A 16699-nucleotide genomic window follows, 5' to 3' on the forward strand; every position below is an offset into this window, starting at 1 on the left:
CTCAGACTCGGCCTGATTGGCAATCTGGCTCCGAATGACCTAATTGGGCTTCGGCGAAGGCATGCGGAACGTCGGGACAGGAGCGCTAGGCGCACTCATCGCCTTGGCGCTGCTCGGCTGCGACCCTACCCAGCCGCTGTTCGGCCCCCGCGAGGTGGACGTCGCTCCCGCCGGCCGGCGCACTGTGGCCGAAGTCGTCGACTACTCCGCCCGACTGGAAGCCACGGCGCGCGTCGACGTGCGAGCACGCACCGAAGGCTACCTGCTCGAACGCGGCTTCGAAGACGGCACAGAGGTCGAGCAGGACACCGAGCTCTTCGTCCTGCAGCCCGATGCCTACGACGCCGCTCTCCGCGCCGCTCGTGCCGAACTCAAACGCGACGAGGCCGCGCTCGAAGCGGCCCGCAAGAACGTGACCAGGCTCTCCGCCGGCAAGAGCGACCCCGAGTCGGTCGAAGCAGCCACTCTCGCACAAACCACCGCACAGGCGGCGGTCGACTCAAGTCGAGCAGCCGCCGATCTCGCGCAGGCGGACGCGAGCTACACCACCCTGCGCGCGCCGATCGACGGACGGATCGACGGCCACCCGGTCGACGTGGGCAACCTCGTGTCGAAGGGCGACCGGCTGGCGACGATCGTGCAGCTGGATCCAATCTTCGTGACCGCCGACGTCCCCGCGGACAGCCTCGCGCAGCTGCAAGACTCCCACACCGAGACACCAGTCGTCACGCAAGTCGTCAAAGCCGACGGCACCGTCCACGAGCGAGCCGGCCGAGTGCAGACGATCGAGGGAGAGATCGACGCGGAGACGGGCACGGTTCGCGTCCGCGCCGCGATCCCGAATCCGCGCACCGACCTCCTGGCGGGCCAGGACGTCACCGCGCGATTCCTTCTGCGATGGCACGTCGACGCCATCGTCGTCCCGCACTGGACTGTCGAGGAAGACAGCGACGGAGCCTTCGTGCTCGTCGTGGGAGGCGACGGGCTGATCGAACGCCGCGCAGTCGAGCCCGGCCCCCGGTCCGGCGGAGAACGGGTCGTGCACGCCGGGCTCTCCGAGGGCGACCGCGTCGTGGTCGGCCGGCGAAGTGCGGCGGTGCCCGGACGACGCGTTGCCCCGGTTGCAAAAGAGATCACGCCGGAGCCGACCCCCATCCTCGGACCGTACGTGTCGGCACCGTCGCCAGCCCCGCCGACCCCGAGACCGTCGCCCGCGGCAACCGAGCGCACCGAGAGGACGCAGCCCTGATGCTCCACGTTCTCGGCTTCGTCGCGTTCCCCGTCCTCGCCGGTATCGCCGGTGGAGCCCTCGCCGCCTTTCGGCCGCCCGGACCTCGGCTCGCGAGCGCCGTGCAGCACTTTGCGGCCGGCGTCGTATTCGCCGCGGTCGCCGTAGAAATCCTTCCCGGGATGTCGCATGGAGCCCATCTGTCGGAGGTCGTCGTCGGGTTCGTCGTCGGCGTCGCGCTCATGCTCACCCTCGGCGCCTGGGAGCGGCGGGCCGAGCAGGCCGCCGAAGCGAGCGCCGCCTTTCCGACCGCCGCGTTGATCGCCGTCGGCCTGGACCTCGTGATCGACGGCTTTCTCATCGGCGTCGGCTTCATCGCCGGGGAGAAGGAAGGCCTGCTCCTCACCTTCGCGCTAACGCTCGAGGTGCTCTTCCTCGGACTCTCGGTCGCCGCGCTCCTCGGCCGATCCGGGGCGACGGCCGGAACGATCCTCCTTACGACGGGTGGACTCTCTCTTCTGACCGCGGTCGGTGCCGTTGCGAGTGCCACCATCGGTCCGAGCCTATCGCCGCCCATGCTCGTGGGAGTCCTGTCGTTCGGTTGTGCCGCCCTGCTCTACCTCGTGACGGAGGAGTTGCTCGTCGAAGCGCACGAGGCCACACCCGACAGCAGTTGGCGGACCGCGATGTTCTTCGTAGGCTTCCTTCTCGTGATCCTTCTCGATCTCGAGGGTGCCGGGTGAGCAGCACGACCCGATCCGGGCTCGCCGCCGCTCTGCTCTATTTCGCCATCGCGCTGTTCGCCAACCGAGCCGTGCTCGCGAACCCGTTCACTCTTCTGCCGACGCCCCTCGACTACACCCGAGCCGAGAAGCCCGGTTTGATGCTCGTGTACGAAGCCGATCAAGATTTCGTCGTGACCTACATGGCACGCGTCGCGCGCGCGTTCGCGTTCGCACCGTCGAAGATCACCGACGTCGGGCTCTGCAACCCGATGCAGCAGGCGTACACTCTCGGGGAGCACATGTTCGGCGAGGGCCTGCTGGGCGCGCTGCCGTACCGCCTGACACAGGATCCGATCTTCACGTTCAACTCGGTGGCGATCCTGAGCACCTGGATCAGTTTCCTCGCGATCTACACCCTCGCGTTCTACTGGACCGGCAGCTTCGCGGCCGCGTTCCTGGCCGGGCTTCTCTTCGGCCTGATCCCATCCCGGCTAAGCAACCCCGCGCACATCTTCATCTTCGCGAATGCCTGGTCGGCGCTCGCGCTCGTGGCCGCCCACCGGCTCTTCACACGCCAGCGCTGGCTGGACGCGGCGCTCCTGACTCTCTGCCTGTGCTTGCAGCTTCTCGAGAGCTTCTACCCGGTACTCGGACTCGCGATCATCGGCGGTGCCTATGGGCTCTCGCTGTCGATCAAGCACGCGGCGAAGCTTCCCCGGCTCGCGCCGAAACTCCTCGCCGTCGCTGCGGTGACCGGCGTGCTCGCGTGGCTCCTGTTCGGCCCGTACCTCGAGACCCAGGAAATCTGGGGAGTCCTTCAGGCCCGCAAGCGCATGCTCCTTTCACCCTACAGGTACCTCCCCGGCGAGGCGGCCTCTCCCGGATGGTTCCTCTCGATCCTCGCGGGAGTCGGACTCCTGGACCGCGCGCGAGGCGCGCGCGACCGGGACGACCCTCGCCTACCCCTGCTCGCTGCCGGCTTCCTGATCTTCTGGTGCACCGTGTGGTTCCTCTGGGTCCCCGGCCTCGGAAACCTTCCCTCCCCGCTTATTTCTCTCGCCGGTTACGTCCCCGGAATCGGATCCGTTCGCGCGCTCGCCGCACTCCAGCACGGCGTGCTCCTCGTCCTGTCGGTCTTCGCCGCGTATGCCGTCCTGGCTCTGACCGAACGATTCGCGCTTTCCGGCCGAGTCGCCATCACGACGGTACTCGCGGCTGGGATCCTCGCCCAGACGTTCCATCCTCCGACCGCCCGCGCGACGTTCGCTGCGACGGCCGATCTCGTGGGCAAGCCGTCTCGACCTTCCGCCGAGAAGCTCGATCTCCTGGCGCAGCTGCCCGACGGGGCCGTGCTCGACCTGCCGCTCTCCTACAAGCCGCGCAAGAAGCTCCAGACGATGCCGGGCTATCTCCTCGCTGCCGCGTACTACGATCAGCGAACCGCCGCTTGCTACAATTCGTTTTTCTCGGGCCTGCAGACCGAGGTCGAAAGGCTCGTCGAGGCGCTTCCCGACCCGACCGCGGCGAAGGCACTATCGGCCCTCGGCTTTCGCAGCTTGCTCGTCCATCACGTCAAGTCGAATGCCGAGCCCCACCGCCTCGAGCCACTCCTCACGAACGAGTGGCAAACCCAGTTCCTCGGTCGGACCGAGGAGACGTCGGCGTACCGACTCGAGGCCGGACCGGTCACAGAGCGCTTCGAGGCGATCGCGAGCAAGCACGCAGGACTCCGGCGCAAGCAGGTGAAAGGTCCACGCGCCGATGTCGCGATCCGCTTCCACCGAGGTATGGGACCCACCTTCCGCCACCCCGACCCGATCGTGCCGTCCGACATCCTCATTCGCGTGCGTAAGCCCAACGGCGATCTCGTGGCGGAGTCCACGGCTCGCATGCTCCTCCCCCTCGCGCTGGCAACCGGCGGCCACACCGATCGACGAATCGAGATCGACGTCCCGGAGGCGCCCGGTGCCTACCGGGTCGAGGTCGTTCGCACCGAGGAGCCCGACCTGGTCCTCGCGAGTCGGATCCTCAGTGTTCGTTGAACGAGGCAGAGGCTAAGCTCCGACGTGATGGGTCGGTGCAAGCAGCGAAGGAGATCTACGTGAGCCCGCGCGCGGGCGGGATCGCCGCGGCGCTGCTCTATCTCGGTCTGTCCCTGTTCGCGAGTCGGGCGGTCCTCGTCGCACCATCCGAGCTGCTACCGCTCCCCGTTCGTCACGAGAAGCCCAGCCTCCAGAGGCTCTACCAGGCGGACCAGGACTTCGTCGTCGGCAACATGGCACGAGTGGCGGGAGCGTTCTCGCTCGAGCCCTCGCGGCTGGACGACCCGGGGCTTTGCGCGCCGATGGATCGGCCCTACACCCTGGGCGAGCACATGTTCGGGGAGGGCCTGATCGGCGCCGTCCCCTACCTCGTCACGCGCGACCCCATCCTCACCTTCAACTCCGTTGTCATCCTGAGCACGTGGATCAGCGCGATGGCGATGTACGCACTCGCCTTCTACTGGACCCGCAGCATACCTGCCGCTCTGATCGCGGGACTGCTCTTCGGCTTTCACCCGCACCGGATCAACAATCCGGCACACCTCTTCGGCTTCGGGAACGCGTGGACGGCCGTCGCCCTCCTCGCCGCACATTCCCTCTTCGCGCAACGACGGTGGCGCGACGCCGCGCTCCTCGCAGTCGCGCTCGGGTTACAACTTCTCGAGAGTTTCTATCAGGTTCTCGGCCTCGCGATCCTCGGAGGAACGTACGGCGCGTTCCTGCTCGCTCGCTACGCGCAGACACTCCCGGCGCTCCTACCGAAGCTGCTCGCCGTGGGCGTGTTCGTCGGCGGATTCGCGTGGTTGGTCCTCGGACCGTACCTCGAGACCCAAGAGGTGTGGGGTGTTCTGGGGGGGCGCAACCGACTCCTGGCTGCCGCCATCAACTACTTGCCGGGCCGCTCGGCTTCACCCGGGTGGATCGCGTTCGTGCTCGCGACCATCGGATTGCTCGACCGCCTCCGAGGCCCCCGCACCCGCGACGGCGACGACCCGCGCGTCGCGCTCGCCCTCGCCGGGTTTCTTCTCTTCTGGTGCTCGGTGCTTTCCCTGCGGATTCCGGGGCTCGGAACCTTCCCGTCGCCGCTCCTCACGATCGGCGCGTCCATCCCCGGCATCAATGCGGTGCGCGTGCTCGCCGCCTTGCAGTTCGGCGTGTGGCTGATCTTCGCGTTCTTCAGCGCGTACGGCGTGCTGGCGCTCGTCGAGCACATGCCGCGAAGAGTTGGCGCGGCGATGACGGTCCTGCTCGCGATCGCCGTCGCGCTACAGACGTTTCACCCCACACTGTCGTTGCGGTCGTTCGCGACCCGGGCCGACCTGGTGGGGTATGCAGCACGCCCTGCGGAGGCCGAACTCGAGCAACTAGCGAAACTGCCGCCCGGCGCCGTGCTAGACCTGCCTCTCGACTTCAAGAGAGGAAAGATCCGTCTGATGCCCGGCTACCTGCTCGCTGCGGGCTACCACCGCGAGCCGGTCGCCGCCTGTTACAATTCTTTCCTCTCGGGTCTCCAAGCGAAGATCCAGCAGCTGACCGAAGCGCTACCCAACCGGAGAGCCGCGCGTGCACTGTCCGCGCTCGGCTTCACGAGCATCCGCATCCACCACAGACACCGCGGGATCGGGACGCGGCTCGATTCTTTCCTCGAAGCACCCGACTACACCGAACTCATCGACCAGACGCGAAACGTCTCTCTGTACCGGCTCCTGCCGCACCCCGTGACAGAAGACTTCGCGGCGATCGCAAATCCGACCCCTCCGGGAAGCCGCGCCGTGGCCTCCCCACCCACCGCCGGCGTGATCTTTCGGTTCGTAGGCTCCGAGGGGCCGACGTTCCGCCATCCCGATCCGATCCTTCCCTCCGAAGTCATCGTTCGCTGGCGTAATCCCGCGGGCCCGACCTGGAAGGAAACGAAGGCTCTCGTCCTTCTCCCACCGGCCCTCGCCTCGGGGCAGCACGCCCAGGTCCAAGTGAACGTCGACGTGCCGCCGGAGCCCGGGCTCTACGTCGCCGAGCTTCTGCGAGCCGAAGAGCCGGGCCGGGTCCTCGCGAGTCGACACGTGACGGTGCGCTGACGGGCGCTAGCGCCGACAGCAGACGGCGGTGGCGTCCAGCAGGTCTTGGCTTCTTTCGTTTTCTCACCGGCAGGGTCGAACACGGTCGCCCGCCGCACAAAGCAGTCATCGCCAGCTCCGAAATCTACCGGGTTTCCCGGGCTGAGTTGCGCCTTTCGGCAACCCGTCTTCACGTCGCGCGCGTAGACCGCCCCGCGCGGTCCACGACACAGAACCATCGACTCCGGGACCTCGCGGGCACAGCGTGGGCGACGCGGCTCGGCGCTGCCGTCGATGTCACCGTTCGTGTCGGCGACAACCTGCGAATCCCCCGGCGTCGGCTCCGCCCGGACGGAGGAGGTTCCGGGTGTGACAACGCAGGCGAGGAGAAGGAGGAGAACGCGGCGGACACAGAGACTCATCCACCGCGGCGTTTCAAGCGACACACGAACGCGCCTGGCCTGGTCGGGCTGTCCTGGCCGGTCGGGGCGGTCTCAGCCGGTCGGGCTGTCCTGGCCGGTCGGGGCGGTTACCAGCCGCCTGCGTCTTCCTCCGGGGTGTCCGTCTTCGCGCCGGCCGCGTTCTTCGACGCCGCCTCGGCTGCCTCCGCCTGCGCGGCTCCCGCGTCGACTTCGTCCATCACGCCGCCAGTGTCCCCCGGCGTCTCGATGTCCTCGACGTACTCGGAAGGAGCGACGATGCCGCCGCCTTCCTTTTCGTGACTACCGGCGTGCGAGGCTCCGGCGAAGCTCACGGTCAGAACGATTGCTGCGAAGGGGACTACTCGGCGCGTAAGAATCGATCGAAACACTTCAGACCTCCTTGGGGAAAACCAGACTCCACACTTATCCCGAGGGCCGCGGTCACGCCAGCGGCGTCAGCGGGAAATCCGGTAGTCGGCAACCTGCACCTCTTCTCCGACATTCGCATAGTCTCCCGCCGCCCGAAGGCTGCGGAACTCCCCCCACGGGACCGGTCGATAGCGCGGCGCACGACCGGGATCCGGCAGCGGCGCACAGACGGCGTCGTAGCTCGGATTGAAGAAAAACGGCGCGCTGTAGCGCTCGGTTCGATCGCTGACGACGACGCGATGTAGGGGCGAGCGATACCGGTCGTTCGACCAGACCTGCATCATGTCGCCGATGTTGACGACGAGCGCGCCCGGAATCGGTTCGACACCCAGCCAGCCGGCATCCGTTCGGACTTGGAGTCCACGCTCATCGGTCTGCGCGACCAGCGTCAGGGCACCGGCGTCGTTGTGCTGGTTCACTCCGAGCCGGCCTTCGATCGGAAGATCGAGCGTCTCCGGCGACGCCGGGTCGTCGCAAACGGGGTAGTGGTTCAATCGCACGAAGCTCGAGTGCATCGGCCGGAAGTGAGCCTCGAGGGTCTCCGGCGATGCGTCGAGGCCCGTCGCCATCCCGCCCAGCAGCCGGAGCGCAACACGCTCACACGCCTGGAGGTACTCCAACATCGCGCAACGGAAACCGGGGAGATCGGTCGGCCAACGATTCGGACCATCCAAGCCGGCGTTCGACGGGTCATCCTCAGGCCGATCGGGATGCGGCAGACGGCCGAAGTCGTAAACCTCCTTCCAATCCGGCGTATTCTTGGTGAGCTCCTTGTCGTAGTAGCCCCACGGATGCACCTCGGTGCGGAGCACCTCGCGTTTCACGGCGACGGGTTGCTGGAAGAAGCGGTGCATATCGTGCCGGAGCCGATCAATGCGTTCGGCCGCGATCCCGTGGCCGACGATCTGGAAGAAGCCGATCTCGCGACAAGCGGAGGCGATTTCGTCTACGACGTCGCGCGCGAGCGGGGGGAGAGTAGACTCGCCCTCCCCCGAGCCGAGATCGATCGTGCGCACGTGGACCACCCGAGCATTGTGATCCGTCAGGTGCTCGGAACGCAATCGACCCGACATGATAGAGGGCGCTCTATGCCCGAGACGAACGTGCCGCCGGTTCTTTCTGAAGAGAGACCCGCAAACGCCCAGCTCCCTCTAGAGCGCGCCTTCAGCCTTCCGCCGCAGGCATACACCTCGCATGCGCTCTTCGATCGCGAGACCGAGCGTGTACTTCGACCCGAGTGGCTCTGCATCGGCCCCGCGGAGCAGGTGGCGAGTCGGTGACTACGCAACGGTCGACCTCCTCGGAGAGAAGCTCGTCGTCACGCGCGACGAGGCCGGCGAAGTTCCAGTTCTCTCTCGGATCTGCGCGCACCGTGCCGCCAAGATCGTCTCCGGAACGGGGAACGCCGCCGCGCTTCGGTGCCCGTGCCACTCGTGGGCCTACGGGATCGACGGCGGCGCTCCTCGGCTCGAAGGTCCTCGTCGACAACTTCATGGAGGCGTACCACCACATCGCGATCCACCGAGACCTACTGCAGCCGATCTTCCCCGCTCGGCTGTTCCATGTCCCCGACAACCAAGGGCCCTACTCGGTCCTGGCCATGCCTACCAGATAGCACACGCCCTCTCCGCCGATCACGAACCTGCCGGGCCACGGCACGCTCGAGGAGTGGCAAAAGAAGCGCCTTCTGGCCGCCGTCGTGTTTCCGTTCCACCTCTTTCTCGCCCGGACACTCGTCGCTGATCTGGTACCAGCGGACCCCCGAGACGGTGGATCGAGCGGATGGTGCGCGAGCGGTAGCCGGTCGCGCGAGCGACGTCGTCTCGTCGGCGCGGTTAGCGCAAGCCGACGGGCGTCCCGTCGAGGTCCCAAGCCGGGTCTATCTCGATTTCGAGCCACTGGAGCGCAGTCGCGGCAACGTCCGCGATCGAGGGGGCCGGCTCGATCGTGCCGCTCGCGGCACCGCCACCGGAAACCAGAACGTAGATCGTCTGCTCTGCCGTCGTGATCCCGCCATGGGAAACGCCGAGACCGCCGTGATCGGTCGACGACAGGATCAGCCAGTCTTCCTCGTCGATCGTGGGCCGCCCACGCAGAGCGTCGAGCACCGTCCCGATGTGACCATCCGTGATCGCGATGCGCTCGAGGTACTCGGGGATGTCGGGCGAGAATCCGATCGCGTGACCGGTGCCATCGACTTCGTCGAAATGGAGAAAGAGGAAGTCCGGGTCTCCGTCGCGCAGAAGCGCAGCCGCCTCGGCGGCCACCTCGGCGTCCGTCGGCAGCTGCCGGTCGACGTCGGCGTCGGTCAGGATGAAGAGGTTGATCGGATCCCAGTGCACGATCGACGCCGTGACGAGCTCCGACTGTGCTGCCTCGATCCGGGTGGTGACCGGCGGGTGCGCGTCGAAGGCCGGATGCAGGAAGAGGTTCGTCAGCACCTCGTGCTTCTCCGGCAACACACCCGTCAACATCGTCGACCATCCGGGCCCGCTAGACGACGGCGTCACCGTCTGCGCCGCATACGACACGGCCCCGCCCGCAATCAGCCCATCCAGATTCGGCGTCACCGCGACCTGCAACGCATCCGGCCGCACCCCATCAATCCCGATGAGCAAGACCTTCCGCGTTCTCTCGACCGCCGGAGCCCCACCGCCACCATCTGAAACCGATGCCCCATCCCCACACCCAACCACGACCACACAAAGCCCCACGATCAACCAACCCAACTTCGTCCTCACGAGAACTCCTGTCCAGGGGGGGGGACGTTGGTTAATCTCGCCGAAAACGTTTAGCGAGACACCCCTCCTCCGTTCGACTAAACACTTTCGGCGAGACTAACCAACGTCCCCTCCGACCTCCGAGGCTGGAGCCCCGCCTTGCGGCGGGGCTCCCCCGGAGTGGAGCAGAAGGGATTTGAACCCTCGACCCCCACGTTGCGAACGTGGTGCTCTCCCAACTGAGCTACTGCCCCAGGAGGTGTGAATCCCGGCGGATGGGCGCCGGACTCCGGAGATCTATCAACGGGCTCTCCCACCTTCAAGATGGGGCCCGAAGGCGGTCCGGCGCCAGGCGACGGAGCCTAGCGCGAACTCGCGGACTTTTCGGCTTGTTCCTGCTCTTCCTTGCAGCGGATGCAGAGAGTCGTGACCGGTCGGACCTGCAAGCGCTTGGCCCCAATCGGCTCTTCGCACTCCTCGCAAAGTCCGAAGGAGCCCTGCTCGATCCGCTCCATCGCTTCGTCGATCTTGCTGATCAACTTTCGTTCGCGGTCGCGGATGCGGAGTTCGAGATTGCGCTCACTCTCCATCACCCCGCGGTCGGTCGGGTCCGGGAAGCCCTCGGCTTCATTGTCGCCCATGTCGTGTGCGGTACGCCCTGCCTCGCCGATGAGCTGTTCTTTGCGCTCTTCGAGAAGCTCGCGGAAATAGACGAGCTCGTGGGCGGTCAACGCTTCGGCCGCGGGGAAGACATTTCTCTGCAACACGACTACCGAAGCTATCAGCAGGGCATTGCGAAGAGAAGTACGTTAACGCGACGCGAGCGCTTCCTTGAACGCGCGAACGGAGCCTGACGGATTGTCTGACGACAAAATCGCGCCCATCACCGCAACCCCACACGCACCGCATGCAAGGACATCGCCGACGCGTTCGACCGTGATCCCACCGATCGCCACGACCGGGACGTCCGAAGCACGCGAAAATTCTGCAAGTCTCTCGAGACCTTGCGGTGCGCCATAGCGCTGTTTGCTGGGTGTCTCGAAGATCGGGCCGAAGATGAGATAGTCGGCGCCCGCACTCGCCGCGATCTCTTCGCGACCGTGAACCGAACGACCGATCAGCGCGCCCGGCCCGACGACCGACCGCGCATTCTCGACGGCCAGACCCGCGCCCGGAAGATGAACTCCGGCGGCGTTCGCCGCACGTGCGATGTCCGCCCGATCATTCACGAGCACGCGCGTCGTGCCGCCCGCGCAGAGTTCGACGAGTCGTCGCGCCCGCTCGAAAACTCTGCGGCCATCGAGACCCTTCTCGCGCAACTGGATCGCTCCGACCCCCGCGTGCTCCGCGGCCTGCAACACCTGCCATTCCGCCGCAGCGAAGATTTCGTCCCCGTCGGGCGCACCGAAACGTTGCCGGTCCGTGACCAGAAGCAACGGCGGGTCGAACGGCGCGTCGGTCAGTCGAGCATCCCCTCGATCGGACTCGACGCCGTGGCGTACAACTTCCGAGCGATCCGCCCGGCGCGGTAGGACAGGCGCCCGGCCTCAACACCCAGGCGCATGGCTTCGGCCATCTTGATCGGGTCGTCGGCGCCGGCGATCGCAGTGTTCATGAGGACCGCATCACATCCGAGTTCGAGGGCACGCGCTGCGTCGGACGCACAGCCGACGCCCGCGTCCACGATGACGGGCACCGAGCTCTGCTCGAGGATGATTTTCAGATTGTAGGGATTCCGGATGCCGAGACCGGAACCGATCGGCGCGGCGAGCGGCATGACCGCAGCACAACCGATGTCCTCGAGCTTCTTGCAGGTGATCGGGTCGTCCGTGACGTACGGCAGGACGACGAAGCCCTCCTCGACCAGAATCCGCGACGCCTCGATCGTGGCGGCCACGTCGGGGAAGAGCGTCTTCTCGTCTCCGATGACCTCGATCTTCACGAGGTTCCCGACGCCGGCTTCGCGCGCGAGTCGCGCCGTCCGGATTGCCTCGTCCGCGGTGTAGCAGCCCGCCGTATTCGGCAGGATCGTGAACTCAGTCGGCGGAACGTGGTCGAGCAGGTTCTCCTTGCCGGGGTCCGTGATGTTCACGCGGCGCACCGCAACGGTGACCATCTCGGCGCCGCTCGCGTCGATCGCCCGACGGGTTTCCTCGAAGTCCTTGTACTTGCCGGTGCCAACGATCAGCCGCGACTTGTAGCTCTTTCCACCGAGAAGGAACGGATCATCCATGACGCAGGCTCTTCATCCACCGCCGACGAATTGTACGACCTCGACGACATCCCCAGCGGTAAGCTTCGTCGTCGAGTAACTCGGGCGCGGCACGATATCGCGGTTCAATTCGACCGCGACGCGACGGCTCCCGAGACCGAGAACTTCGAGTAAATCCGTGAGCGAGGAGTCGTCGCGGACATCGCGCGGCTCGCCGTTCAACTGAATCTCCACGAACCAGGACATAGTGGCGAGCCCCCGTCTTTACAACCTGGATTCGGCTCTGGTAGCCGCATGCATGACCCCGCGCGCCGTCTGCACAATCAACCTGGACGCGCTGGCGCACAACCTCGGGGAGATCCGCCGGATCGTCAGCCCCGACACGAAGGTGTGCGCGGTCGTGAAGTCGAATGCCTACGGCCACGGCGCCGTTCCCGTTTCCCGAGCACTGCTGGGGGCCGGAGCCCACATGCTCGCTGTGAGCAACTTGGACGAGGCCCGCGAGCTCCGTGAAGCAGGGCTCGTGGTTCCGATTCTCGTCCTGAGCGGCATCGAGCCGGCCCACACGCCGGACGCGATCCGCCTGGGCCTGGTCCCGGTCGTCTGGGACACGGGCGACCTCCACGCACTCGCCGCCGAGGTTCCCCCGGGCGCACGTCTCCCCGTCCATTTGAAGTTCGACACCGGAATGCGCCGCCTGGGCGCCGACGACGCCGGACGCCTCGCCAAGGCGGCCGCGAGCCTCCCCGTGTCGGTGGGCGGCGTTTTCTCGCACCTGGCCTGCGCCGACCTGCCCGGGCACACCAGCGTCGACGACCAGATCAGCGGGTTCGAGAAGGCCGTTTCCGAGGTCGAGGCCGCGGGGCTCCGACCACAGATCAAGCACCTGGCAAACAGCGCCGGCGTCCTCGCCTCTCCGCGCGCCCACTTCGACATGGTTCGGCCAGGTCTCCTGCTATACGGATGCCTTCCGCAGCGCCGCCCCGACCCGTCGGTACCGTCGCTGGATCTCCGACCAGTCATGGAACTCAAGACCAGAATTCTCCACGTGAAGACGGCCCCTCGCGGCGTCGGCGTCGGCTACGGCTGGACGTTCGAAACCGAGCGGGAGACCCGGCTCGCCATCGTGCCGGTCGGCTACGGCCAGGGCTACCCCCGCGCACTCTCGAATCGCGGGGAGGTCTCGGTGCGTGGCAAACGCGCCCCCGTGGCGGGCACGGTCTCCATGGACCACACCACCATCGACGTCACAGAAATCGAAGACGCCCAACCAGGCGACGAAGTCACGCTCTGGGGCGGACCCGATGGTCCCGACGTGATGGACCTCGCGGAGCGAGCCGGCACGATCGGCTACGAACTCCTCACCCGCATCGCCCGCGACGCACCGCGGATCTACCAAGGAAGGAACGAATGAGCGACAACACACCGATCCGCCGCGCCCTGATCTCGGTGAGCGACAAGGCAGGCATCCTCGAGCTCGGACAGGGCCTCGCCCAACACGGCGTCGAACTGCTCTCGACTGGCGGTACCGCAAAGATGCTCCGCGAAGCCGGCCTCGCGGTCATCGAAGTCGCCGAGCACACCGGCTTCCCCGAGATGCTCGACGGACGCGTTAAGACGCTGCACCCGAAGATCCACGGCGGCCTCCTCGGCCGGCGCGATCTCCCAGAGCACGTCGCGGCGATGGAGGAACACGGCATCCCGCCCATCGATCTGGTGTGCGTCAATCTCTACCCGTTCAAGGAAGTGACCTCGCGTGGCTGCACGTTCGAGGAAGCGATCGAGAACATCGACATCGGCGGCCCTTCGATGCTTCGGTCGGCTGCGAAGAATCACTCCGCCGTGACTGTGCTCACCGACCCGGCCGACTACGCAGTCGTCCTGGAAGAGATGAAGGCGAACGGGGGCGCGACGACGCTTGCCACCCGCGCGCGCCTCGCCAAGCAGGTGTTCCGCGCGACGGCGGCCTACGACGGAATGATCGCCGACTATCTCGGCGGCCAGGACAAGACTGAAGAAGCCCCGTTCGGCGAGACCATGCACCTCGCGCTGCCTCTGGAATCCCATCTTCGGTACGGCGAGAACCCGCATCAGAAGGCCGCCCTCTTCGGTCGGTTCACCGAGATTCTCGAGCAACTGCACGGCAAGGAGCTCTCGTTCAATAACATCGTCGACATCGACTCGGCGCTGCGGTTGATGATGGAGTTCTCGAGCGATCCGCGTGCGGTCGTTGCCATCCTCAAACACAACACGCCCTGCGGCGTGGGCGCCGGAGACTCGCCCCGCGACGCATACCAGAAGGCGTTCGAGACCGACCCAGAGTCCCCGTTCGGCGGCATCCTCGTCTCGAACCGCACGTGGGATTTGCCGCTGGCCGAAGCCGTCGACGAGATCTTCACCGAGGTCCTGATCGCTCCGGATTTCACACCGGAAGCCCTCGCCCTTCTCCAGAAGAAAAAGAACCGTCGTCTCATGCGCTGGCATCAGGATCAGATGCCGACCGAGGAGCTCGACATCCGCGGCGTCGCCGGCGGCTTCCTCGTCCAGGACCGCGACACGAACCTCGAAGACCCCGCCGCATCCAAGGTCGCGAGCAAACGTGCTCCTTCTTCTGATGAGCTCGCTGCGATGACGTTCGGCTGGCGCGTCGTGAAGCACGTCAAGTCGAACGCGGTCGTCCTCGCGGGTCCCGACCGAACGCTCGGCGTCGGCGGAGGACAAACCTCACGCGTCGACTCCGTTCGCATCGCAATCGACAAGGCGAAGCGACGTGAGCTGAATCTTCAGGGAAGCGCGCTTGCGAGCGACGCGTTCTTTCCCTTCCCCGACGGCGTCGAACTCGCACTCGATGCCGGCGCGACCGCCATCGTACAACCCGGCGGCAGCGTGAAAGACGACGACGCGGTCGCCGCCGCCGACGCAAAGGACGCGACGATGGTCATGACCGGCGCGCGCCACTTCCGGCACTAGGACGAGCGGATGACCGACATCCTGGTCGTAGGAGGCGGCGGGCGAGAACACGCACTCGTCTGGAAGCTGCGGGCGTCGCCCCGCGTAGGGCGTATACTGTGTGCTCCCGGCAACGCCGGGATCGCGAAGGATGCAGAGTGCGTAGCGGTCTCCGCCGACGACGTACCCGCGCTCGCCGACCTCGCCGAACGCGAGAAGGTCGACCTCGTCGTGGTCGGCCCCGAGGCACCGCTCACCGCGGGCCTCGTCGACGAGCTGACCCGTCGTGGCGTCCGGGCGTTCGGCCCGAACCAAGCCGGCGCCGAGCTCGAGGCCAGCAAGGCGTTCACGAAAGGCCTTCTCGACGAAGCCGGCGTCTCAACCGCCGCGTACGGCACCTTCGAGGACGCGGACGCCGCCCATGCCTACCTGGACGAGGTCGGCGCGCCGATCGTCGTGAAGGCGGACGGCCTCGCTGCGGGGAAGGGTGTTACCGTTGCGGAGACGCTCGACGAGGCACGGGCCGCCATCGACTCGATCATGCGGGACCGGGTGTTCGGCTCTGCGGGCGCCCGCGTCGTGTTGGAAGCCAAACTCGGCGGCGAAGAAGCGTCCTTCATCGCACTGACCGACGGCCGCACGGTGCTCCCGCTCGCGACCTCGCAGGACCACAAACGAATCGGCGACGGCGACACCGGCCCCAATACCGGCGGCATGGGCGCCTACTCCCCCGCCCCGGTCGTCACGCCCGAGCTGTTCGAAGAAGTGACAAAGACGGTGCTCGAGCCCGTGGTCGCCACGCTCCGGAAGCGCGGCATCGTGTTCAAAGGCGTGCTGTACGCCGGGCTCATGATCGAAGACGGCAAGATCGGCGTACTCGAGTTCAACGTCCGCTTCGGCGATCCTGAGTGCCAGCCCCTCCTCATGCGGCTGCAAACGGATCTCCTCGACTTGATCGATGCCGTCGTCGACGAGCGCCTGCACGAAATCGAACTCGAGTGGGACTCGCGCGCCGCCGCCTGCATCGTCTTGGCCGCCCCCGGGTACCCGAGCACGCCCGAGAAGGGTGCGACGATCCGTGGGCTCGACGAGGCCGCGGACGTGCCCGACTCCTACGTGTTCCACGCCGGTACCGGGGCGAGCGGGGGCGAAGTCGTGACCACGGGTGGCCGTGTCCTCGGCGTGACCTCGCTCGGCGAGACGATCGCGAGCGCCGTCGAGCGCGCGTACGAGGCCACCGCGAAGATCGAGTTCCCCGGCATGCAGCTTCGCCGGGACATCGGACGGCGCGCGATCGCGCGGGGCGCGTGATCGACGAAGGCGAGATCCAGCGCGCCGCCGCAGCCCTCTCGGCGGGAGACCTCGTGGTCTTCCCCACCGAGACCGTCTACGGCATCGGCTGCGACGCACTGAACCCCGAAGCTCTCGCTAGGCTCTGTGCGGTGAAGCGGCGACCGGCCGAGAAGGGCATCGCGGTCATCCTCGGCAACGCCGCGATGCTCGAACAGATCACGACCTCGACAGCGGGCGACGTGGCCAAGCTTGCCGCGGCGTTCTGGCCCGGGCCGCTGACGCTCCTCGTACCGGCGCGACCCGACCTGCCCACCCCCATCGTGCGGGAAGGCCTCACCGGCTGCCGCGTGTCGAGCGACGACATCGCCCGCCGGCTCTCGGCCGCTCTCGGTCGCCCGCTCGCCTCCCCCAGCGCCAACCCAGCCGACCTCGAATCGGCGCACGACGCCGCGACCGCGCGGCGGTACTTCGGGGACGACGTCTGCGTATACCTCGACGCCGGCCGACGCGAAGGGAAACCGTCGACGATTCTCGACCCCGGTCCGCCCTACCGGATCCTGCGGCCCGGCCCGATCGACGGCCCGGCGATCCACGCGGTGCTCGCGGGCTCCTGAACAGATCCCGA

The 16699-nt window shown here is 66.9% G+C and carries 17 protein-coding genes and 1 tRNA gene; 10 read left to right on the forward strand and 8 right to left on the reverse strand.

Going from position 1 to position 16699, the window contains the following annotated elements; all coding sequences use genetic code 11:
* Positions 1 to 61 precede the first annotated feature (61 nt).
* From P8R42_18155 to P8R42_18170, 4 genes are read left to right on the forward strand one after another with little or no spacing between them, the layout of a single operon-like run.
* Positions 62 to 1249 carry an efflux RND transporter periplasmic adaptor subunit gene (locus P8R42_18155; protein ID MDG2306531.1) on the forward strand — a complete coding sequence of 396 codons (1188 nt, stop codon included), beginning with the start codon at positions 62 to 64 and terminating at the stop codon, positions 1247 to 1249.
* A complete protein-coding gene (locus P8R42_18160) occupies positions 1249 to 1971 on the forward strand; it encodes a hypothetical protein (protein ID MDG2306532.1) in 723 nt (240 codons plus the stop codon). Before P8R42_18155 ends, P8R42_18160 begins: the two co-directional genes overlap by 1 nt.
* Complete coding sequence (locus tag P8R42_18165; GenBank protein MDG2306533.1) at positions 1968 to 3995, forward strand: hypothetical protein; 2028 nt, start codon at positions 1968 to 1970, stop codon at positions 3993 to 3995. Before P8R42_18160 ends, P8R42_18165 begins: the two co-directional genes overlap by 4 nt.
* 35 nt (positions 3996 to 4030) lie before the next feature.
* A complete protein-coding gene (locus tag P8R42_18170) occupies positions 4031 to 6070 on the forward strand; it encodes a hypothetical protein (GenBank protein MDG2306534.1) in 2040 nt (679 codons plus the stop codon).
* 508 nt (positions 6071 to 6578) lie between these two features.
* On the opposite strand, the gene P8R42_18175 is transcribed toward P8R42_18170, so the two are convergent.
* Together P8R42_18175 and P8R42_18180 are read right to left on the reverse strand one after the other, a co-directional pair.
* Entirely contained in the window at positions 6579 to 6860 is a 282-nt protein-coding gene (locus P8R42_18175; protein MDG2306535.1) for a hypothetical protein, read from the reverse strand.
* Positions 6861 to 6926: 66 nt separating this feature from the next.
* Positions 6927 to 7973: a 2-oxoglutarate and iron-dependent oxygenase domain-containing protein gene (locus P8R42_18180; GenBank protein ID MDG2306536.1), complete on the reverse strand. Its 1047-nt coding sequence runs from the start codon at positions 7971 to 7973 to the stop codon at positions 6927 to 6929.
* A 15-nt stretch (positions 7974 to 7988) separates the two neighbouring features.
* Between P8R42_18180 and P8R42_18185 the strand changes: the two genes are divergently transcribed.
* Together P8R42_18185 and P8R42_18190 are read left to right on the forward strand one after the other, a co-directional pair.
* A complete protein-coding gene (locus tag P8R42_18185; GenBank protein ID MDG2306537.1) occupies positions 7989 to 8180 on the forward strand; it encodes a hypothetical protein in 192 nt (63 codons plus the stop codon).
* A gap of 92 nt (positions 8181 to 8272) precedes the next feature.
* Positions 8273 to 8515, forward strand: coding sequence for a hypothetical protein (locus P8R42_18190; GenBank protein MDG2306538.1), 243 nt, complete (start codon positions 8273 to 8275; stop codon positions 8513 to 8515).
* Between the two features lie 220 nt (positions 8516 to 8735).
* On the opposite strand, the gene P8R42_18195 is transcribed toward P8R42_18190, so the two are convergent.
* The 6 genes from P8R42_18195 to thiS all read right to left on the reverse strand — a co-directional run bounded on the left by P8R42_18195 (position 8736) and on the right by thiS (position 12066).
* Positions 8736 to 9641, reverse strand: a complete 906-nt coding sequence (locus P8R42_18195) for an alkaline phosphatase family protein (protein ID MDG2306539.1) — start codon at positions 9639 to 9641, stop codon at positions 8736 to 8738.
* 160 nt (positions 9642 to 9801) lie between these two features.
* A tRNA-Ala gene (locus P8R42_18200) sits at positions 9802 to 9874 on the reverse strand.
* Between the two features lie 108 nt (positions 9875 to 9982).
* The gene (gene dksA / locus P8R42_18205; protein MDG2306540.1) at positions 9983 to 10351 is read right to left on the reverse strand and encodes an RNA polymerase-binding protein DksA; all 369 of its coding nucleotides are present in this window, start codon (positions 10349 to 10351) and stop codon (positions 9983 to 9985) included.
* A 78-nt stretch (positions 10352 to 10429) separates the two neighbouring features.
* Positions 10430 to 11056 carry a thiamine phosphate synthase gene (thiE, locus tag P8R42_18210; protein MDG2306541.1) on the reverse strand — a complete coding sequence of 209 codons (627 nt, stop codon included), beginning with the start codon at positions 11054 to 11056 and terminating at the stop codon, positions 10430 to 10432.
* Between the two features lie 23 nt (positions 11057 to 11079).
* Entirely contained in the window at positions 11080 to 11853 is a 774-nt protein-coding gene (locus P8R42_18215; protein MDG2306542.1) for a thiazole synthase, read from the reverse strand.
* A 12-nt stretch (positions 11854 to 11865) separates the two neighbouring features.
* Complete coding sequence (gene thiS / locus P8R42_18220; protein ID MDG2306543.1) at positions 11866 to 12066, reverse strand: sulfur carrier protein ThiS; 201 nt, start codon at positions 12064 to 12066, stop codon at positions 11866 to 11868.
* A 64-nt stretch (positions 12067 to 12130) separates the two neighbouring features.
* On the opposite strand from thiS, the gene alr reads away from it, so the two are divergent.
* Genes alr through P8R42_18240 form a run of 4 tightly spaced genes read left to right on the forward strand, consistent with a single transcriptional unit; the run spans position 12131 to position 16688 of the window.
* Positions 12131 to 13246 (forward strand): alanine racemase, encoded by a 1116-nt coding sequence (alr, locus tag P8R42_18225; protein ID MDG2306544.1) that lies wholly within the window; start codon positions 12131 to 12133, stop codon positions 13244 to 13246.
* Positions 13243 to 14802, forward strand: a complete 1560-nt coding sequence (gene purH / locus P8R42_18230; protein ID MDG2306545.1) for a bifunctional phosphoribosylaminoimidazolecarboxamide formyltransferase/IMP cyclohydrolase — start codon at positions 13243 to 13245, stop codon at positions 14800 to 14802. Before alr ends, purH begins: the two co-directional genes overlap by 4 nt.
* A 9-nt stretch (positions 14803 to 14811) precedes the next feature.
* Positions 14812 to 16092 carry a phosphoribosylamine--glycine ligase gene (purD, locus tag P8R42_18235; GenBank protein MDG2306546.1) on the forward strand — a complete coding sequence of 427 codons (1281 nt, stop codon included), beginning with the start codon at positions 14812 to 14814 and terminating at the stop codon, positions 16090 to 16092.
* Entirely contained in the window at positions 16089 to 16688 is a 600-nt protein-coding gene (locus P8R42_18240; protein ID MDG2306547.1) for an L-threonylcarbamoyladenylate synthase, read from the forward strand. Before purD ends, P8R42_18240 begins: the two co-directional genes overlap by 4 nt.
* Positions 16689 to 16699: the final 11 nt, after the last annotated feature.

Source organism: Candidatus Binatia bacterium (assembly GCA_029243485.1).
Classification (GTDB): domain Bacteria; phylum Desulfobacterota; class Binatia; order UBA12015; family UBA12015; genus VGTG01.